The organism is Dulcicalothrix desertica PCC 7102, assembly GCF_003991905.1.
Classification (GTDB): Bacteria; Cyanobacteriota; Cyanobacteriia; order Cyanobacteriales; family Nostocaceae; genus Dulcicalothrix; species Dulcicalothrix desertica.
This window is the reverse complement of the sequence record NZ_RSCL01000001.1, coordinates 615,027-634,206: the sequence shown is the minus strand read 5'-3', so window position 1 is coordinate 634,206 and position 19,180 is coordinate 615,027. Positions and strand designations below refer to the sequence as shown.

Here is a 19,180-nt window from a genome sequence, read left to right as displayed (position 1 = left end):
CTTGCCGAATAAAAATTTTGCGGTAATAATACGGAGACGTTAATTAACGATTATTAAAATGTTGGGCGCCTTCCGCTTTTAATTGGGGGCAGCAAGAGGACAAGAGGTTGTTAACAAACACTCTCAAACTGTCCACTTATGTCTGATGACGATTTAGGCAAAATTGTGAATCGTTTGGTACGATTGGATTAGCCGTATATCGCTACTTTCTATTGTATCGCTTAGTATACAGCGTATAGATAACTATACAATATAAAAAATGCAAAGTTTTATAACGCAGGAAAATTTTGAATCGCACTGGCAGTTGTTCGACGAAATGATGAACCGCTTCAATTTGAATGCGACAAAAGTAGCTGCTGATGCTGGCATTTCAAGAGTTATTCTTTCGCGCTTTCGTCATGGAAAAGCTGACCTAGGAGCCGCGAAGCTTATTGCTCTACTCCTAGTACTGCCCCAAGATGCAAGAACTTGGTATTTATGTGAATTATTTGGCGTAAAGACCGACTCCGGCGCCAGTTTACGAACTATGGTGGTTCAAGCCGCGCCTGAAGAACAAGTTGAGGTTTTACGATTAATTGCTGACTCTTTGGCAAAGAATAATTTAAAAACTTCTAGTACTAATGAATTGCCTCAAGCTGTTTAATTGGTACTAAAGCAAGTGCTTGTGCGACAACTTGTGATGATGCACCTTCACGACAAGAATATTCTGTTAAATGCTGTTTCCACGCGCGACTACCTGGTTGTCCAGCAAATAATTGCAGCATGTGACGAGTGATTTTATTAAGTTTCAATCCTTTTGCTGCCCCTAAATCTATATAGGGAAACATTGCTTCTACAATTTGATGACGTGTTGGCGCCGGAGTATTTTCTCTGTAAATGAGTGAGTCGGCAGAGGCAAATATATAAGGGTTATCATAAGCTGCACGTCCAATCATAACCGCATCAACTGATTTTAATTGCGTGCGAACCTGTTCTAGATTTAAAAATCCGCCGTTAATTTCAATAAATAAGTGTGGAAATTCTGCTTTAAGACGATGAACATCTGAGTAACGTAAAGGTGGAATATCACGGTTTTCTTTTGGACTTAAACCTTTTAACCAAGCTTTACGGGCGTGAACATTAAATATACGGCATCCAGCAGAAGCAATAATACTGACAAAGTTTGCCATATCCTCGTAGGAGTCTATTTCATCGACACCAATACGATGCTTGACGCTTACAGGAATATTAGCAGCATCAATCATTGCTGCTACACAGTCAGCTACTTTGTGAGGTTTTGCCATTAAACAGGCGCCGAAGTTACCATCTTGAACTCGACTACTAGGGCAACCAACATTTAGATTAATTTCGTCATACCCCATATCGGATGCGATACGGGCACATTCGGCAAGTTGTGCTGGGTTATCACCACCAACTTGGAGAACTAGGGGTTTTTCTTCGGTTGAAAATCCTAAAAGACGTTCTTTATCACCGTGTAATATTGCTGCACTTGTAACCATTTCGGTATATAGCAGAGTCTTTTTTGTTATCTGCCGCATGAAATACCGAAAATGACGGTCTGTGTGGTCCATCATTGGCGCCACGCTTAAGGGGTAGTAGTCTTGTCGTACCAATTTTTTAGTAATTGCGATTAATAAATTACATTACATTGTAGAGACGTTACATGTAACGTCTCTACATCATCAATTTTAGCGTCTTAAATCGGCAATGGCGCCTTTTGTCATTGCGGCGATGGCTTGGTCGGTAGCTTTAGGTAGGTGATAATATTTACCACCTGAAACAGTCGCTAATTCTTTTGCGAAGCCTGTTGAGACAAATTTACTTTCGGTATCTATTACTAAAAGCTGCATTCCAAGGGCGCGGATTCGTCCTGCAATGTCTAATAATTCAGCTTTGATATCAGGTTTTCGGTCTGGGTCTTGCGGTTCTCCTAATGAACGTGAGAGGGGAATGTTACCACGACCATCAGTAATTGCGACTAGAACTACTTGCCCAATATCACCACTCATTTGAGCGTTCATTCCTACACGTACAGCTTGAGTTAGTCCGTGTGCTAATGGCGAACCACCACCACAAGGTAATCTTTCTAAACGGTTACGTGCAAGTGCTATTGAACGAGTGGGAGGTAATAGCACTTCTGCTTGTTCACCTCTAAAAGGTATTAATGATATTTGGTCACGGTTTTGATACGCTTCGGTTAGTAATTGCATGACGGCGCCTTTTGCCGACTGCATTCTGTTTAACGCCATTGAACCAGATGCATCTACTATAAATACAACTAAGGCGCCTGCTTTACGAACTAACCGTTTAGAACGCATATCACCCTGTTCAACAACGACTTTACGATTTGGTTGTCTTTCTCTACGGGCTTTTTGATATGGCGCCGCAGCACGTAAAGTGGCATCAACAGCAATACGTTTAACTTTACCTTTAGGCAACATTGGCTTAACGTAACGTCCTCGGTCATCAGAAAATATCGCATTGCGACTTCCTGACTTACCTTGACGTTGTGCCATTTGGGCAAAATACAACACACTATCATCAAGAATTACTCCCTCTGGGTCAAAAATAAACTCTTCGGGAATACCTGGGGGTTCTTGCTCAGGTTGTTCTTGGTCTTCGTTTTCTTCTTCTTCCTCTTCTTCTTCCTGTTCCTGCTCTTGGTTATCTTCCTCGTCTTGGCTTTGTGGTGGTGGTGGGGGAGGAGGTGGTGGTTGGTCGGGTGGTGGTGTTTGAACAACAGTTGCTCTTGGCACTATTACTAATTCCACCGCACGCTTTAAATCTTCTGCTGTAACTTTATTACGTCCTTCTAAAGCAGCAGCAGCTTTTGCGACTCGTACAGCAAATAACTCCGCGCGGTGTCCTTGTACTTGTGCGCGAACTGCCTCATCTACTAAATAAGCTATTTGCTCATGAGTAATAGTGACTTCTTTGAGCCACTCGCGCGCCAAAATAATTTGAGTTTTAATGCTATCAATATCTTCGCTATACTGCTGTAAAAACTCTTGAGGAGAACGGGAATAAGATATAGCTTGCTCAACTGCTTCTACACGTTGGTCTAAACCAAGTACACCACTAGCAGAAAGAACTATAGCAATACGGTCAAGAAGGTGTTCGCGTAAGTCTCCTTCTTCTGGGTTATAAGTTGCAATAAACAACGGTCTACAAGGGTGTTGAAAACTAATACCCTCACGTTCAATTTGGTTACGCCCATCAGATAATACAGTTAATAGCTGGTTACTTATTTGGTCATCAAGTAAGTTAATTTCATCAACATATAAAACTCCCCGATGTGCAGCAGCTAGTAAACCAGGTTGAAATATGGTGGCGCCTTGTTTTACCGACTCTTCGACATCAACAGAACCTAATAGCCTATCTTCAGTAGTGCCAAGAGGTATCTGTACAAAAGGCGCCGGAATAATTTCTGTCTCTCTTGTGGAACGGGCATCCTTAGAGTCTTCCAGTAACAGGCAAGATGCCTGTGGAACAAGAATATCATCCCACTCTTCAGGACGACTAGGGTCACAATTACTTATCCCCCCCTTAACCACTTCAATAGGAGGCAGCAAAGCATGAATAGCGCGTGCCATTACTGACTTTGCCGTACCGCGACGACCAGCAATAGCAACTCCCCCAAGTCCAGGGTCAACTGCTGCCAATAATAAAGCTAGTTTAATAGCTTCCTGACCAACAACAGCAGCCAGGGGAAAAGCCGTAATAGTAGGTTGAATAGACGCTGGCATAGCTTAAATAATTATCTTATCGGCTTTAAGCATACCAGAATAGTGCTGAGTGCTGAGTACTGAGTGCTGAGTGCTGAGTACTGAGTGCTGAGTATAACTTATGGTAGAGGCATTAAAGTTCTGAGTATAGTAATAACTTCAACGGTTACTTCGGGTGGTGCTTTACAAGCAAACTCAGCATTTCTTTCTTGCCAGTCAAATGATTTTACCTGGTCGGCTAACACGACCCCTGATACCGCTAAATTTTCTGGAATTGCTACCTCAAAAGGATATCCCTTAACTTTTGTAGTGATGGGACATACTAAAGCTAATCCAACTCGCCTATTATATTTAAATGGCGAAACTGCGAGTGCAGGTCGTCTACCTGCTTGTTCTCGTCCAACTTGGGGTGTAAAATTTATCCAAACTATATCACCCTGTGTAGGAATGTAAATTATTGAATCAGATGAATCAGAAGATTTCACGACCTACTGGTTCTCCACTATAGATTTCACCGTGCAAATTATCTGCTGTTACCTGTGATAATAAGTCATCAAGGTTATATACTTTCTTGCCAAAGTCGGGTAAACTGCTTGTAATACTTTGTAGAGCCAAAGATTCTACAGATTGACCAGTTAGTTCTGCAAAGCGGTGTAATTCCTCAAAGAGTGATTCTGATATTTCAAGCGTTAGCTTTTGAGTAGTCATTTTACTTATTGCCAAGGACACAAAATCATTAATGTATATATAAGGGAATAATCCCTCTTCGTTAGTTATGATATCACAAGTATAAAGTAACTATTACACTAAGCCTTCACTACAAACAATAAAGGGAATTGGTTGAGATAGTATGGGCAAGCTATTATCTTGTAACTCGTGCATGTTATGTTGACGGTAAATTAGTATTAGCTGGTTAAATAATTCTTTACCTGTAAAGCCATCTCGACGTAATTTATTTAGCTCGCGGTTGACAGCTTGGTTCACACTCAAGCGAAAGGCTTTTTCTAAAATATTGACTTTCGATTTTATCCTCAATTAATTCTAATCTTCGGTATCCTTGGGCAATTTGTTCGATAGTTTCGCGGTTGCTAGTATTGCCAATTAATAAGCGTAGTTCTTTAATATTGGTAAGACGTTCTGCAATAGCGGTAAAGCCAGAAAGAAAAAAGTAACCTACAGCAAAATGCGCTGCTTCGGATGAGTCGAGTATGCGCTTAATTTGGTCTACTAACTTTTGATTGCGATTATCTATAATATCATGTGTAGGCATTGGTATATATATATGAGTAATTTTGAAGAAGCTAATAAGTTGATTGAATCTAACGCCAAAGCAATTCAAAAAATGATGAGTTTAAGAGATTTCATTTTACCAAGGATAGATAAAATGCAACAAAAAGTAGCGGATATGCAACAACAAGTAGTAATTATGCAACGTCATAAAATTAATAATCAAGAAAGATATAGTGATAGCACAGATATTAAAGAGTTGATGCTTGAAAATCAAAGGATTCTAAACTATCTAGAATCTCTAAATAAATAGTCGTAGGTTGGGTGGAGGAACGGAACGCAACAAACGCTACAGAATACCAAACCCGCCAACGGTTATAAACCGTTGTCTAATAGCGAAAGTCCTCTTGAAGAGGACTAAATCAAAATCATAAATGGTAGACATATTTACGTCATGCTGTACTAGGATATTTAGCATTACCATGACTCCCGTTCCTCTTTGAGATACTTATCTACTTCTTCGGCAGTTTTGAAAAGCTGTCTCCCTGGTAACTCGTTAAGAATATCTACAGCTGAACGCTTTTTAGTTTCTACTTTTTCTGGCAAAACTACAAATACGTCTACATTGTCGCCAATTTGAGCTTCGGGAATTTCTACTTCTATTTTGTTGCCTGATAAAACTTTAGTTGTGATATGTAAAGCTGATTGCATGGCTTTCCTTAACATTTTCTAATATAGCAAGCGTTCTGGTTCTCTTCTATATTCTCCTATAGTCCATAAAGAGCAGCAACACGCGCGTTTATTTCTTCCTCCCACTGCGAACAATTGGCGCCTTTTGCGTCTAGGCATTTTTGAACTAGTTTAGATATTGCTTATAATCTTAACCGCGCAATATTTACGGCAAATACATCTTTATCTACACCATATAGATTATTTTCAATAATATTTAGTTTGCGTTCATAAACAGTATTTGAATCTAAGCCCTTAGTTGCAAATAAACATTGACGTAAATCTAATAGTTCGTGAAGCATTCCTAATAAATAGGCGCCGCTTCCAGCAGCTAAGTCACAGCATCTAACTGAGCGTAATGCTTCTAATATTGCTTCTGGATTTACTAAATTATCTGGGTTGTGTTCATCAACAAATTGTGCTACTGCATCTTGTGATTCGTTAGCTACTTGAGTTTTTAAATACCCCTTTAATGCTTCACGACACATGAAAGAAACGATGGGTTTTGGAGTGTAGTAGCTTCCAGACTCATGGCGCCCTGTAACTAGTTCTTCAAATACTTTACCCAACATTTCTGGGTCTACCGCGACATCTACATCAAGTGGTGTACTCTCGGTAACGGTGAATGCAAAGCGTTGGAATAGGTCATGAAGAATAGTGTCTATACATTCATCTGGAATGATAATCTTAGTATTTTTATCATCTTCAGCTTGTTCAAACAGACCACCGTTGAGGTAAGGTACGCTACCTATCAAGTCTTTTAGAAAACCACCATTATTAATTCCGGTGATGTCGTGTTCTTGAGGGTTATTGAGTCCGACGAAGAAGAGGTGGGAAAGTCTGTCTCTGTAGAAGTTTTTGTCTGAGGCGCCATCTTTGTGGTAAGATTCCCACAAAGCTGATAGGTAATCTGTTCTCTTATCAAATTTTAGCCAACCCTTTTTCTCTATAAACGCGACGAACATTAAACGGTTAAACAGCTTTTGAGTAAATAACCGTTTCTGTTCAGAGTCAGTTGTCCATTTAATTAAACCTTCTACTTTCTCAAAGGTTTTACGATACTCCCTAAAAAATTCCTGGGTGACAGCTTCAACATCAAACGCTTCATCATGTCGTGCTTGAATGTCTAAAGGTGATGCATTTGGAATTTTTTCTAAGTCCAACAGACTTATTCTGTCTATTGCAGTGCGTAATTGTTCCCCTTCTCCAACAGTAATGCGACGAAATAATCTTCGTTTTTGAGGTGAACTATCGTACTTTACATTTAGAAAATGCCAATGTGATTGAGAGTTATTGGAAAATACAAATAAAGCGTATGGATGTTCTTGTAAAAGTTGATTGACAACTACTCTTTCGCTTTGTCTAGATAAATTTTCTGATTTAAGACGGGTATAAATTATATGGAAAGCTTTATTGGCGCCTCCAGATGCTAATAATAAAGGTTCCCCTTCAACTTGATTCTTTACTGCATCACTTAATGTTCTACGAGAAAGCTCTTTATTTTCTCGTTCGTAATTTAACTGACTCCAAAATAATTTTTTAAGTGCTTCGGTATTTTTTAATTTTTGAAGCGAAGATTTAATAGACTCTTGTAGTTCTAGTGCGACTGCCATATATATATAAACCCTGTTCTTATAGTGTTTTGTCCTTAAAAAAGCGCGCTAATATCCACCTGCAAAGCTTAAATGCAGTAATTATCAATAATCGAAAGCATGATAATGTTGCACTAGTCAGATAAAACTGCTGCGTGCGGCGCCGTTAAAATTTTCAGTAAAATTTAAAATCTATATTGTAGAGAGGCAATGTATCCCTGTGGGAAAACCTCCGGTTTAAGCGTCTCTACATTAAGAGAAATTTTTTCATAGCAAAATAAGGCATATTCCTCACTGGAAAATGCGTTTATAAATATTACAGACGTTAAAATAAGTGTTACTTCCTATAGGATTAAATAGGTATCCGCATCATAAATGTAATTGGAAGGCCTGATAGACGTTGCCTCGAAACTTAGATGCGACCTTTACCTGATTTTAACTCAGTATAAACTTTTGCACAGTCTGTTTGGAGTCATCAGGATAACTAAGGAAAAATTTTATAAATTGATTTTTTGACCCTAATCAATGAAACATGTATTGCACCTTGATTTGAGCTATATTTATGTTATATGCTTCGTGAAAACGATATATATCTCCTTACCTAGCTTCACCTTAACTTTAATTTACCCGTTTAGTAACCGTCACTGATATTTATACGGTAAAAGTGAAAAGGAGTAGATAAACCCCTACGCAAAATCAAGGATATTTATAGTAGTAATTAGTTACTATATTATTTTTCGGAGCTTTTTTTGTAATATTCGCAGCTTTCTCCGTAATGTTCGGAGTTTGGAGTCAAAGCCCGTCGAACGGCTTTAAAATAGTTGTTATATTTACGAGTACAATCTTTCTAGAGAAAAGTTATGGCAATTGCTCAAGCTAAACGTTTCACTCTTGATGAGTACCACAAATTAGCAGAAATAGGCTTTTTCCATGAAGATAGTCGCATTGAGCTGATTAAAGGAGAAATCATTCAGATGGCTGCAAAAGGGAAAGCACATGAAACTTGTTTGAGAAGATTATTGAAAGAACTGCCCAAATTAGTTGGTGGTAGAGCAACTTTACAATCTCAAGCTCCTGTTACTTTGCCCCCCAACAGCGAACCTGAACCAGATTTTGCGATAGTTAAAAACAGTTCGGATGATTATTTTTCTGGTCATCCTACCCCAGAAGATGTGTTGCTAGTGATGGAAGTCTCTGACTCATCTATAGATTATGACCAAGATGTAAAATTACCTTTATACGCTGAAGCTGGTATTTTTGATTACTGGATATTTAATTTAGCTGATAACCAATTGGAATGTTACAGTGAGCCATATCAAGATAATCAAGGTAAATATAATTATCGGAACAAGCGTATTGAATTACCAAGTCAAACCGTGAAGCTACCTTGTTTCCCTGATTTGTCAATCGATTTAAACAAAATTTTTCCTGCTTAATTCCACCTCTCGCTTGTTACAGCACTGTGTATCAAAGGATTTTGTAAATAATCGAATTAAATCTAATTTTTAACACCAAAGCTCCACTACATAATAATAATCTCCAATAAATGAGAAGACAGTTTGGAGCTTGCTTGATAATGTTCCGAGCTTGTAACCAAATACAGTATAAATGAACTAAAAAGATACAACTCTTGTGGGATGGGCATCTTGCCCGTCCCATCTATACAAATTACAAGCGGCGCCTGACATTATGTAAAGATTATGTAAATTCTGAATTATAGTATTGACAAGCTTATATCAGTATGAATATTGTCTATATCAGACAGCAAAATAATCATTCTCAAGCATAAGCTTCAAAGTTGATTGTTGTCTCAATTGTCGGATTCTGGGTATCCTGCGTAGTGCCCGGTCATCCCGTTTGCTAAACGTCTGGAATGAAGTTAGCGCTATTGGCTTTAACTTTTATTTTATACGTTTGTCGAACTGGTTGACTTGACACCATGCAGGGCGCCCAGAATTCGATAACTGAGACTGGAATTTACTATTGTGGCATATGTAAGATTAGTTAATTTTAGAGAAGGTCTAACTTTAATGACTTTCTTGTATTATCTAATTTTACGTTTAATGCTTGGCATATTGTGCTGTCCGGAGAACAAAATTTCTGAGGACTTATTTATCATGGCTACACCGTTAAGCACAAAGCAATCTTCCGTTTCCATTTACTGTGACTACCAAAATGTAAATTTAAATGAAAAAACTGTAAGTTTATTGCAGGATTTCGCAAATTCGATAGGAACACTTCTTACCGCCAAACTTTATTACAATCCTTTGGTTATTAGAAAGTTTTTAGAATTTCACAATATTACTTGCATAGATGTTCCTTGTTCATTACCAAATTCTGTGGATTATAGAATATCCAATGACATAATTAAAGACATTCGTCAAGCACATCCAGATACTATTATTATTGTGTCAGGAGACGGAGACTTTATAGATTTAGTTGAAATCTTAAAATATTTGGGTAAGCATGTTATCGTAATTGCTCAAAGCGGTAATGTCAACGCTAGATTAATACAATCTGCTAACCAATTTTATTATCTCAATGATTTACAACAACTGATGGAAAAACCTGTGACTTCAGAAGCTTCAACTCAAGTTACATCGTCTGAACTTAGTTATCGTGAGGCTATTAAATATCTAATTCGGGCAGTTAAAACCGCGTTAAGTCAAAATAAATCTACAGGATTAGGTTATATTAATGATTTAATGCGTAAAAGTTTTCCTTCATACCAAGGTTGTCACTGTATTCGTACAGATAATGGTATTAAGTTTTCACGTTTTAAGAAGTTTATTGAGGCTGTTGTAAGTGATGGCAAAATTATCATGAAGGATAATCAATTATTTCTGGCTTAAATTTACCTGTCAGATATTTAATGTCATCTACTGAAGGGAGTCGGTGCGTGACGCTACAAGTTTTCTTACTACGTTGAAATTTTTTGGTGGCGTCACACACCCTACGGTTTTATATGCCTGTTGCTCCTTTTTTAAATGTCTTGTCTTGAAAAAGCAAGATTCATTTAAACTGCAAGAAATCGGTTTTTTATTGCGATATGTATCTCTATATAGGTCAAATTTTGAATCAAATGCATGAATTGTTAAGATTTCGTAATGAAAAACTTCTGCGTCACGCGCTTACTCATCGTTCGTATGTTCATGAAAACCCAGGCGCCGGAGAGCATAACGAGCGGTTAGAATTTTTAGGTGATGCGATATTAAATTTTCTCAGTGGGCAATATTTATTTCATCGCTTTCCAGATAAAAGCGAGGATGAGTTGACTCGGAGACGTTCTGCACTGGTTGATGAGAAGCAACTGGCTAAGTTTGCTCTTGAAGTTGGTATAGATTTTCGGATGCGTTTAGGAAAGGGTACTATCCGAGAAGGTGGTTTTTATAATGAGAATTTACTTAGTAGTACTTTTGAAGCTGTTGTCGGCGCCTATTATCTTGATAATGACTGTGATACTAAGGCGCTTAAAAAGATTATTGAACCACTTTTTGACGCAGTTCCTAAAAACGTTGTTACATCTCGTTCTGATGTTGATTCAAAGAATCGGTTTCAAAAGTGGGTGCAGCAAAATGTTTCTAAGAATCCTCCTAAGTATACAACAGTTGAGGAGGGTGGATTACCACATGCACCACTGTTTTTAGCAAAAGTAGTCGTTGAAGGGAAGGTATATGGCAAGGGTAAAGGAAAGAATAAAAAAGAAGCCGAAAAAGCAGCGGCAGAAGATGCGTTAATAAACGTAGGAGCAAGTTAAAAGGAAAATTAAAAGGAATGCTATATCGACCAATCTTCAATAATTAATCCGGGGATTTTATTGAAATATTGGATGTTTCTTGTTAGAAGAACACCGTTGTTAGCGAGTGCGATAGACGCTATACGTAACTCTTGAGTACCAACGTCAGTACATTGTTCCTTAAGTGTTTCATAAATCTTGTAAGGCTTGGCACTGTACTGAAGTATATTAAATTCAGACAGTAAAGTAACTGTTTCTACTAATCGTTGATAAGCAATTGACTTTTTAGCTTCATCTTGTGCTTCGGCAATTTGAGCTAAACGACCTTTCATTTGTTCTTCAACGTTAATAGCAGTTGTTGCTAATCTTATATTTGATGTTAACAACCGCATCATTACTGCTAAATTGTTACGTCCGTAAAAATTTAAGTGGTCAGTATCAAAAATATAAATTGTCATTATCCTAAACTATCAGCATTTTACCTTTACGAATTAGAGCAAGTTTCTCTGTAAAGTCATCAAATGTTGAATCTGAAGCAAATATTCCTGCATACTTATATTGCGGTGTTATCTCTTGGGTTAATGGGGGTGCATTTACCTCAATTGTTACAAACTTACTGTTTGATAATTGTGTTTCTAAGGCTAATTTGGCTTTAGATATCGCTTCTTCCTCAGTTGTGCCTTCAACTGTTAGATTTGGTATTCCAACTACTGATGCGATATAATGCTGTTTGGATTGATTCTGAACAAGGACTTGGTACTGCATTTATAAGTTTTCCTTAATATTTAATGTTGTATGATAAGGTAACTTTAGCACTATAGGTATGGGACGGGCAAGGATGCCCGTTCCACAAGAGGTTTGTTCCACAAGAGGTACAAGAGGTTAACTTGTTGCTACGGCACGTCTAACTTTGTGCCAAATTAGACCAGCGATTATTAATCCGATGCCAATTTGCCAAATTGATGATTCTACCCAGAATGCTAAAAATAAGCAGGATAATATTCCTAGGATGGCTATCCATTTGGGGTAAAGTCGTTCTTGGGGTGAGAGTTTTAATGCTGCAAAGTTGGTGATTGCGTAGTATATCAATACGCTAAATGCACTAAATGACCAGGTTGTTTTTACGTTGCCTAATAATACTAATAGGGCTATTGTGGCGCCTACTAATATTACTGCATAGTGTGGTGTTGTTTGCTGTTGGTTTAAACGTGCTAAAAATCTGGGTGCGTCAAAGCGTCTCCCCATTGCTAACCATACGCGCGATAATCCTAGTATTAAGTTTAATAGTACACCTAACATTGCTGTCATGGCGCCTATTGCTAAAACTACACTGGCGCCACTACCTGCTACACTACGAACTGCTGCTTCTAATGGCGCCGTTTTATTTTGATTAGCTAATACATCTACTCCAACTGCACCAATACCAACAACTGCTACTGTTATATAAAGCACCATTGTTAGTAACAAACAAACAATCATTGCTCTGGGAATAGTTACCCGTGGGTTTTTGGCTTCTTCCCCCATTGTCGCTATACGTCCATAACCTGTATAAGCTACAAACATCAGCGCGCTAGCTTGAAGTATGTTAGCTAAAGAAACTTCGCTTAATGTTGGTGATAAATTACTTGCACCTTCAGTAATTGCACGCGGTAAGCACACCAGAATAAAAAACACTAAAGATAATAACGTTACAGATACTATTACAGTGTTAGCAAAATTCGAGCGCTTTACTCCACTGAGAACAATTACGGTCATAATTGCTACAGTAATAAAAGCAATTGGAACAATCAAGGTTGAACTTAAACTTAGAATATTAACTAAATATCCAGCGAAACCTAAAGCTGCTGTAGCTGCTGAAGCTGTCTTTGCTACCAAAAACATCCAACCAGCTGTAAACCCAAACGCTGGAGTTAAATATCTGTATCCATATTCATAACTACCACCACTTACCGGATGACTTGCTGCTAGCTGTGCGCTGTTGAGTCCGTTAAAAGTTGCTACTAAGGCGCCTATGAAGATTGCTATTATTACCATTGGCCCAGCAATTCCTGCTGCAATACCTATACTAACAAATACCCCAGTACCAACTATTGACCCCAAACCCATAAAGGTGGCGCCGAATACTCCTAACTCACGTTTCAATTGAGGCTGTGGGTTAGTAACAGCCATATTTTACCCCCTGGTAAGCTAAAACCATTTGGCTAAATATTCTCAATAACTTAATATTTCTATTATTTTAGATTTTGGTTAAATTCAGGTAATCAACTATCCGTTACATCCGTTGCATCCGTTGCAAGCAACCTATCATTTTTTACTCGATGGCGCCAAGTAATATAAGATTCGCTATACTTGTTCCACTTAAACCAGTAACACTTTTTATCTTAATTTCTTCATAAAGTTTAGGCGCCTGAAGTGTAATATACGAGAAATAAGAAGTATTCCAAAGTTGGATTTTAGTATCGGCGCCACAAGCAAGTATTAATCCATTTGAACTAAAGGCTAGTGACCATACTGTACTATCATTAGTATTGAAGCTTTTTATACAAGTGTATGTATTAATATCCCATAGTTTAACTGTACCATCTTTGGCGCCGCAAGCGAGTGTACCATCAGGACTAAATGCAATTGATGTAACCGCATGTCCATACTGTCCTATTTTTGTACATTTACCACTGCGAATATTCCAAAGATTTACTATACCTGTTGTGCTGCCACAAGCTAAAGTTTCTCCATCTGGACTAAAGGTGATGTTATAACATGCTTGTTCTTTTAGAGTTTGGACGCATTCACCTGTTGTGACATCCCATAATTTGATAATTGAATGACCACCACAACTTGCAATTATTTTTCCATCTGGACTAAATGCGACTGAAAGGACGGGACGAGTATGTCCTATAAAGGTATTTAAGCATTGCCCTGTTTCACAATCCCATATTTTTACAGTACGGTCACTACTTCCACTGACAATAATTTTACTATCTAGACTAAAGGCAATCGACCAAATACTATCTGTATGACCGTGTAATATTTTATTTATAGATGTAAGTAAATTTTTTGTTTCTGATGATAGGCGCCATAATCGAATAATACTGTTATTACTGGCGATATGGGCACATGCTAGCCATTGTTTATCAGGACTCAATATCAGAGAATATAGCCAATCTTTATACTCGTGCCAAGTTTCAAGAGTTTTTCCTGTATTGATATCCCAGATTTTAATTGCGTGTTTGCTACCACTAATAATTACACTATCACTCTTAAATGCGAGGGAGTGTACAAAATCTGTACATCCTTGCCAGGTTTTGAGACATTTACCGTTTGCTACATTCCATAAACGTGCGGTTCTGTCTACACTGGCAGTAGCTAACACTTTACCATCAGCACTAAAAGCAAGACTATTAATTTCTGAAAGATGTCCTTCTAGTGTTTGGTGATAACTACCTGTATCTATATTCCAAAGCTTGATTGTTTTCTCTCCACAGCCACAAGCTAGCATTTTACCATCATTACTAATTGCGACTAAAGATACTTTGTAGCTGTGTTCTAGAAACGTGTAAAGACGCTCACTATTTTTAACGTCCCAGATTTGTACAGTTTTATTTTCTACTGTAACGGCTAATATCCTACCATCGTTTGTACATGTAACGGCATACACGGCGCCGTCTATATTGAAACTTACACATTCACCTGTATATAAATCCCAGATATTAACACCATCACTGGCGCCTGATATAATTTGTTTTGATACGAACAGTGCTGATACAGGTTTTTGAGTGTCGATAATCCTTGAAATACTACCTGTGTCTACATCCCAGACATATATATACTGTTTGCAAGAAGCAACTAAAAAGCATCCATCCTGGGTGAATTGAAGATTTTTGAGGTTAATTGAACCATTTTCTGTACTAGTTTGTATAAGTAGTTGACCCGTTGCTGTATCCCAAACTTTGATTGTTCCGTCTCGACTACTGCTAGCAAGTTTCCCATTTGAACTAAAAGTGACACACTCAACTATATTGCTGTGTCCTGAATAATCTAAAACTTTTTGGTTATTTTGCCAATTCCATATACTAATGTCCCCATCAATACTTCCCATTGCGAGAAATGTATTATCTGGACTAAATGCTAAACCAAAAATTATCCCAAAGCTTTCGGGAAATGTAGATTTGGCAAAATGGCTATTTTCAAAGTTAACGTTATGTAATGTAAGATTTGTTAAATCAGCTTGCCAAATTGTCAAACCTGAAAAATCTAAATCCCTGATTACTGGTTTAATTTGACCGAGCAAGTTAATTATGTTACCAGCTAAATACCCACATATATAAGCAGGTTGATTACGAAATTTGTCTAAAACACGGGAAAGTTGGATTTGTATTTGCTCTGGATGTCCAAAAAGTAAAGATAAACGTTCGAGAATAGGCGCCAAAATCAAACGAGTTTGCACTACTCTAATATAATCAGGCGCCGTTGCTTGAATAATTGCGTGACTCCGTAATAAACTAACATTACCTTGAATAATTTCTTGACAGACTGTTTCTATATACCTAAGCTTCACATATTCCATCACCACAGGCTGTAATGTAAATAAAGAAGTATTTTTCTCTATTAGCGCACGACGATGTAGCGATTCAATAGTATCAAGTAAATTTGATGGGTCAATTAGTATAACATCGCTAGCTAGTTGATTGATATCAGCAGGTTCACGATAAATCAACAACCAGTATATTACAGACTGTTCAAACTCAGATAATCGATTAAACTCTTGTTCGAGTAAGTTTTTAAGATTTCCAAATATTGAAATGTTTTGCTGAAGGTATCTTGAAATGTCACCATCAAATAAGTCTAATACTGTTGTAGAAATAATCTTTAAGTATAATGGATTACCCGCATAATTATTGATTAAATGCTCCCAGTCTGTATTTGTTCCTAAGAATATTCCTTTGTTTTGAAAAATATCTTGAATTTCTGAAATGCCTAGACCTGGAATTGTTAGACAGCGAACTGGAAGTTTATCTCCTTCTAGTGCAGTAATTTCTATAGGCTTTTCTCGTGAGGTTATAATTATACAGCTTTGGTGATGACGGGCGCCTATTTGACTAAATAATTCACTATAATCTTCATAACCTGGAAGGTAGCTACCTGCATATTCACCAGATTGAAAAATAGCTTCAACGTTATCAAATACCAGTAAACAACGCGCGTTACCTAGGTATTCTAACAAACTATTAATTCGATAAGTTATATTTTTTGGTAAATCACTTGCTTCTCCATTTGATAAAAATTGTACTAACTCATTAAGTAATTCTATCAGTGGTGGTGCATTGCGAAGACTTTGCCAGATGACATAATCAAATTGCGGCGCCACAATTTGAGCTATCTTTACTGACAATGCAGTTTTACCAATACCACCGACACCTACAAGTGTAATCAAACGAACGCGCGAGACTATAATTAATTCTTCTAACTGTTGTAATAACTGTGTTCTTCCTACAAAACTTGATATATCAGGCGCCTCACCCCAAGATTGTTTTGATATATGTACTCTTGGTTTAATATAATCATCAGCTTCCAAAGTTAATGCAAAAGCTTTGAAGAAACGTTGTAAAGTGCGTCTATCAACTCCTGTAGAACAACCTAGAACTTTAGAAACAGTACCTGGGTCTAAATTAGTACGCGCACTTAATAATTCTATTGTGTAATGGGCGCCATAATTATCATGATTTTCAGAGTTTTGTATAGCTTGTAATAATCTTTGTTGTCCAAGAGTAGTTAGCACCACTCCACGTTGACTTCGTACCATGATGTTTTCCTAAAACAGGAAGATAATTATTTTCAGAACTTCCTTAACTTCCCTGGTGTTGCTCATCTTGTCGATGCCATTATGCGTGTGTAGATGAGAGGAACTTATTTATGACTTCAAATATTAACAATCTTCCCCTGTGGTTACAACACCGAGATACTGTTTTACAATACAGCACTGATGTAAAATGGCGTTACGGAGAGAAACCTGATTATACTCGTTCTAATACCAATCTCAATAAAGAAAGCATTTGTAATCACTCGCAAAACTCACTCGCAGCATTAGTGCAAAACTTGGTACGTGCGTTTGATATTGAAGCTAATTTCAAAACTGACCCAAGACAATGGATAACAGTAGTTCAAGACAAATTTCGCATGAGTACCAATGGAGGCGCCAGTTACACAGTCAACGATATAGTACAATCAGGTACTTATAAGCTATTAATTGGTGACACCACACACTATAAAGCTTCTGAAGAAAACTTTGAAACATCCACAAAGCTATTTCATAACGCATTCCCAAATGGTTTTATGTGGGAAGTGCTAGAAATATACTCAGCACCACCAGTAATTACCTTTAAATGGCGCCATTGGGGACATTTTGAAGGTGAGTATAAAAATTATCAACCTACGGGTGAAACGATTGAAATTATTGGAGTTAGCGTTGCCCATGTTAGTGAAGATTTAAAACTTCTTTCACTTGAACATTACTATGATAATACTAAGTTTCTAGACCAACTAACTAAAAATAAAATGAGTAAAGAGTAACTTCTTTTCTTCCTTTGCGGTTTAATTTTTTTTAGGACTTACGCACAGAAACCTGGTTTCTACCAAAAATCGTCGTTTTTATGAAAAATTATCGACCGAAAAACCAGGTTTATAGGATTTTTGCGTAAGTTCTGTTTTTCCCACAGAGACTATTAGGACACAAAGAAACTACTTAGAGGTATCGCGTGTGTTTCTAAATTTTTTATCTTCAGCTTTAATCCAAATAAACATGGGTACAGCAATAAGTTGACTTACAACCGAAAAACCTACTAGCCAATTAATCGATTTATCATATAAAATCCCCATTAAAGCGCTTCCCAGAAACCAAGCTATACCATACCCTGTACTAAATATCCCATATGCAGTAGCTCGTATATCTGGAGGTACTATTTTAGCGACTGCTGCTTTTACTATAGATTCTTGGGCGCCCATTCCAATACCCCAAACTATAACCCCTAGTAAAACCAGATTAGTACTATCTAAAAACAGTAACGGAGCAAAAAATGCTGATGTGAAAGCGGCAATAGCTAAAGTAGAAATACCAAATAAGTCAAAAAGATAACCGAATAAAAGTGCTGCGATTGCGTCAACTCCCATTGCTAAAGCATAAAATAATGGAATGGTAAGCCCTGAAGCAACATTATTCTTTTGAAAGTGATAAGCAATTAACGGAAAATCCACATATCCAGCAGCAACAATAGCTACAGCTATTAAGTAATACCAAAAAACTTTCGGTAATCCTTCACTACTTGTTATATTACCTGGCTCAAAATCACGAGGGTTTGGGTAAACTCTTTGTCCGACTAATAATACTATCAATCCTAAAACAGCAGGAACTACCAAAATTAGAAAGCCGTTTTTATATTCCCCCTGAAAATATACTACAGCAGCAACAGATAACGGACCAATAACGGCGCCTATTTGATCCATTGCTTCATGTAACCCAAACCCAAAACCATTACCAACCTGACTTACTGCATAGGACAGCAAAGCATCGCGCGGAGGAGTACGAACTGCTTTACCTGTACGTTCTGCCATCATCAGACCAGCAGCAACTTCCCATCTACCTGCAAATGCAAGTAGTGGTACAACTGCCGTATTTAAAATAAAGCCAAGTGTTGTGATACCCCAATACTTCTTACTTTGGTCACTTAAATACCCAATAAATAAACGTAAACCATAACCTATTAACTCGCCAAACCCAGCAACTAAACCTACTACTGTACCACTGGCGCCTAATACTTGCAAATAAGCTCCTGTAATACTGCGCGCTCCTTCATAAGTAGCATCCGCACATAGACTAACAAATCCTATTAATATTACAAACTTTAACGCGGCGCCTTTGTGCTGCATACTTTGATCTGACAAAATTTCACTTTTACCATTCAAGCATGTACACCCTAAAAAATTGTCAACACTGAACAGTCAACGTGTGCGCTTGTTGATGTTAGTTGTAAATACTGACAAAAACAAGTCTAAATATTTAATTTTTTCTTTGATTCTATAAAGAGTTGGTGAAGATAATTTTTTTGCCATATTTTCAGGTATAAATATTTTAATTGGCTTCTTGTAAAACTACTGAGCAAACAGTAATTATGTCAGTA

At 37.5% G+C, this 19,180-nt stretch carries 19 protein-coding genes; 6 read left to right on the top strand and 13 right to left on the bottom strand.

The features are described 5' to 3' along the window. The first annotated feature begins 259 nt into the window (after positions 1–259). Positions 260–643: a helix-turn-helix domain-containing protein gene (locus tag DSM106972_RS02835; protein ID WP_127078616.1), complete on the top strand. Its 384-nt coding sequence runs from the start codon at positions 260–262 to the stop codon at positions 641–643. Here DSM106972_RS02835 and dusA read toward each other — a convergent pair. From dusA to DSM106972_RS02805, 6 genes are all read right to left on the bottom strand, one after another. After that, positions 618–1,574, bottom strand: coding sequence for a tRNA dihydrouridine(20/20a) synthase DusA (dusA, locus tag DSM106972_RS02830; protein ID WP_127079129.1), 957 nt, complete (start codon positions 1,572–1,574; stop codon positions 618–620). The genes DSM106972_RS02835 and dusA overlap by 26 nt on opposite strands. Before the next feature lie 114 nt (positions 1,575–1,688). Beyond that, positions 1,689–3,746 carry a magnesium chelatase ATPase subunit D gene (gene bchD, locus DSM106972_RS02825; protein WP_127078613.1) on the bottom strand — a complete coding sequence of 686 codons (2,058 nt, stop codon included), beginning with the start codon at positions 3,744–3,746 and terminating at the stop codon, positions 1,689–1,691. Between the two features lie 98 nt (positions 3,747–3,844). Further along, complete coding sequence (gene mazF, locus DSM106972_RS02820) at positions 3,845–4,210, bottom strand: endoribonuclease MazF (RefSeq protein WP_233787779.1); 366 nt, start codon at positions 4,208–4,210, stop codon at positions 3,845–3,847. Continuing rightward, positions 4,197–4,433 carry an AbrB/MazE/SpoVT family DNA-binding domain-containing protein gene (locus tag DSM106972_RS02815; protein WP_127078611.1) on the bottom strand — a complete coding sequence of 79 codons (237 nt, stop codon included), beginning with the start codon at positions 4,431–4,433 and terminating at the stop codon, positions 4,197–4,199. The genes mazF and DSM106972_RS02815 overlap by 14 nt, the downstream gene beginning before the upstream one ends. Before the next feature lie 93 nt (positions 4,434–4,526). Then, positions 4,527–4,709 (bottom strand): hypothetical protein, encoded by a 183-nt coding sequence (locus tag DSM106972_RS02810; protein WP_127078609.1) that lies wholly within the window; start codon positions 4,707–4,709, stop codon positions 4,527–4,529. Further along, positions 4,678–4,995: a phospholipase D-like domain-containing protein gene (locus DSM106972_RS02805; RefSeq protein ID WP_233787780.1), complete on the bottom strand. Its 318-nt coding sequence runs from the start codon at positions 4,993–4,995 to the stop codon at positions 4,678–4,680. Before DSM106972_RS02805 ends, DSM106972_RS02810 begins: the two co-directional genes overlap by 32 nt. 12 nt (positions 4,996–5,007) lie before the next feature. Here DSM106972_RS02805 and DSM106972_RS02800 point away from each other — a divergent pair, with 12 nt between their 5' ends. Beyond that, positions 5,008–5,265, top strand: a complete 258-nt coding sequence (locus DSM106972_RS02800; protein ID WP_127078607.1) for a hypothetical protein — start codon at positions 5,008–5,010, stop codon at positions 5,263–5,265. A gap of 164 nt (positions 5,266–5,429) precedes the next feature. On the opposite strand, the gene DSM106972_RS02795 is transcribed toward DSM106972_RS02800, so the two are convergent. Continuing rightward, positions 5,430–5,663: a hypothetical protein gene (locus tag DSM106972_RS02795; protein ID WP_127078605.1), complete on the bottom strand. Its 234-nt coding sequence runs from the start codon at positions 5,661–5,663 to the stop codon at positions 5,430–5,432. Between the two features lie 161 nt (positions 5,664–5,824). Then, on the bottom strand, positions 5,825–7,294 hold the full coding sequence (locus DSM106972_RS02790) for a DNA methyltransferase family protein (RefSeq protein ID WP_233787781.1): 1,470 nt from the start codon (positions 7,292–7,294) through the stop codon (positions 5,825–5,827). Positions 7,295–8,133: 839 nt separating this feature from the next. On the opposite strand from DSM106972_RS02790, the gene DSM106972_RS02785 reads away from it, so the two are divergent. The 3 genes from DSM106972_RS02785 (at position 8,134) to rnc (ending at position 11,030) form a co-directional block, all read left to right on the top strand. Further along, positions 8,134–8,709: a Uma2 family endonuclease gene (locus DSM106972_RS02785; protein WP_127078603.1), complete on the top strand. Its 576-nt coding sequence runs from the start codon at positions 8,134–8,136 to the stop codon at positions 8,707–8,709. A 681-nt stretch (positions 8,710–9,390) separates the two neighbouring features. Beyond that, on the top strand, positions 9,391–10,125 hold the full coding sequence (locus tag DSM106972_RS02780) for an NYN domain-containing protein (RefSeq protein WP_158632754.1): 735 nt from the start codon (positions 9,391–9,393) through the stop codon (positions 10,123–10,125). A gap of 230 nt (positions 10,126–10,355) precedes the next feature. Further along, positions 10,356–11,030 carry a ribonuclease III gene (rnc, locus tag DSM106972_RS02775; RefSeq protein WP_127079125.1) on the top strand — a complete coding sequence of 225 codons (675 nt, stop codon included), beginning with the start codon at positions 10,356–10,358 and terminating at the stop codon, positions 11,028–11,030. Positions 11,031–11,050: 20 nt separating this feature from the next. Here the strand turns inward: rnc and DSM106972_RS02770 are convergent, their stop codons facing one another. The 4 genes from DSM106972_RS02770 to DSM106972_RS02755 all read right to left on the bottom strand — a co-directional run bounded on the left by DSM106972_RS02770 (position 11,051) and on the right by DSM106972_RS02755 (position 16,809). Then, positions 11,051–11,467, bottom strand: coding sequence for a type II toxin-antitoxin system VapC family toxin (locus DSM106972_RS02770; RefSeq protein WP_127078599.1), 417 nt, complete (start codon positions 11,465–11,467; stop codon positions 11,051–11,053). A 4-nt stretch (positions 11,468–11,471) separates the two neighbouring features. Continuing rightward, positions 11,472–11,774, bottom strand: coding sequence for a type II toxin-antitoxin system HicB family antitoxin (locus DSM106972_RS02765; RefSeq protein ID WP_127078597.1), 303 nt, complete (start codon positions 11,772–11,774; stop codon positions 11,472–11,474). A gap of 117 nt (positions 11,775–11,891) precedes the next feature. Beyond that, on the bottom strand, positions 11,892–13,178 hold the full coding sequence (locus DSM106972_RS02760; RefSeq protein WP_127078595.1) for an APC family permease: 1,287 nt from the start codon (positions 13,176–13,178) through the stop codon (positions 11,892–11,894). Positions 13,179–13,320: 142 nt separating this feature from the next. Next, complete coding sequence (locus tag DSM106972_RS02755; RefSeq protein ID WP_127078592.1) at positions 13,321–16,809, bottom strand: WD40 repeat domain-containing protein; 3,489 nt, start codon at positions 16,807–16,809, stop codon at positions 13,321–13,323. Between the two features lie 110 nt (positions 16,810–16,919). Between DSM106972_RS02755 and DSM106972_RS02750 the strand changes: the two genes are divergently transcribed. Then, positions 16,920–17,576, top strand: a complete 657-nt coding sequence (locus DSM106972_RS02750) for a SnoaL-like polyketide cyclase (protein WP_127078590.1) — start codon at positions 16,920–16,922, stop codon at positions 17,574–17,576. A gap of 168 nt (positions 17,577–17,744) precedes the next feature. On the opposite strand, the gene DSM106972_RS02745 is transcribed toward DSM106972_RS02750, so the two are convergent. Beyond that, a complete protein-coding gene (locus tag DSM106972_RS02745; RefSeq protein WP_127079123.1) occupies positions 17,745–18,929 on the bottom strand; it encodes an MFS transporter in 1,185 nt (394 codons plus the stop codon). Positions 18,930–19,180: the final 251 nt, after the last annotated feature.

What these genes read in the sequence shown, in the direction of transcription:
- DSM106972_RS02760 (WP_127078595.1), bottom strand. Translation starts at nt 13,178, where the DNA reads ATGGCTGTTACTAACCCACAGCCTCAATTGAAACGTGAGTTAGGAGTA.
- DSM106972_RS02805 (WP_233787780.1), bottom strand. Translation starts at nt 4,995, where the DNA reads ATGCCTACACATGATATTATAGATAATCGCAATCAAAAGTTAGTAGAC.
- rnc (WP_127079125.1), top strand. Translation starts at nt 10,356, where the DNA reads ATGCATGAATTGTTAAGATTTCGTAATGAAAAACTTCTGCGTCACGCG.
- DSM106972_RS02745 (WP_127079123.1), bottom strand. Translation starts at nt 18,929, where the DNA reads ATGCAGCACAAAGGCGCCGCGTTAAAGTTTGTAATATTAATAGGATTT.
- DSM106972_RS02780 (WP_158632754.1), top strand. Translation starts at nt 9,391, where the DNA reads ATGGCTACACCGTTAAGCACAAAGCAATCTTCCGTTTCCATTTACTGT.
- DSM106972_RS02770 (WP_127078599.1), bottom strand. Translation starts at nt 11,467, where the DNA reads ATGACAATTTATATTTTTGATACTGACCACTTAAATTTTTACGGACGT.
- DSM106972_RS02785 (WP_127078603.1), top strand. Translation starts at nt 8,134, where the DNA reads ATGGCAATTGCTCAAGCTAAACGTTTCACTCTTGATGAGTACCACAAA.
- DSM106972_RS02765 (WP_127078597.1), bottom strand. Translation starts at nt 11,774, where the DNA reads ATGCAGTACCAAGTCCTTGTTCAGAATCAATCCAAACAGCATTATATC.
- DSM106972_RS02800 (WP_127078607.1), top strand. Translation starts at nt 5,008, where the DNA reads ATGAGTAATTTTGAAGAAGCTAATAAGTTGATTGAATCTAACGCCAAA.
- DSM106972_RS02790 (WP_233787781.1), bottom strand. Translation starts at nt 7,294, where the DNA reads ATGGCAGTCGCACTAGAACTACAAGAGTCTATTAAATCTTCGCTTCAA.
- DSM106972_RS02795 (WP_127078605.1), bottom strand. Translation starts at nt 5,663, where the DNA reads ATGCAATCAGCTTTACATATCACAACTAAAGTTTTATCAGGCAACAAA.
- dusA (WP_127079129.1), bottom strand. Translation starts at nt 1,574, where the DNA reads ATGATGGACCACACAGACCGTCATTTTCGGTATTTCATGCGGCAGATA.
- DSM106972_RS02755 (WP_127078592.1), bottom strand. Translation starts at nt 16,809, where the DNA reads ATGGTACGAAGTCAACGTGGAGTGGTGCTAACTACTCTTGGACAACAA.
- DSM106972_RS02835 (WP_127078616.1), top strand. Translation starts at nt 260, where the DNA reads ATGCAAAGTTTTATAACGCAGGAAAATTTTGAATCGCACTGGCAGTTG.
- DSM106972_RS02815 (WP_127078611.1), bottom strand. Translation starts at nt 4,433, where the DNA reads ATGACTACTCAAAAGCTAACGCTTGAAATATCAGAATCACTCTTTGAG.
- bchD (WP_127078613.1), bottom strand. Translation starts at nt 3,746, where the DNA reads ATGCCAGCGTCTATTCAACCTACTATTACGGCTTTTCCCCTGGCTGCT.
- DSM106972_RS02750 (WP_127078590.1), top strand. Translation starts at nt 16,920, where the DNA reads ATGACTTCAAATATTAACAATCTTCCCCTGTGGTTACAACACCGAGAT.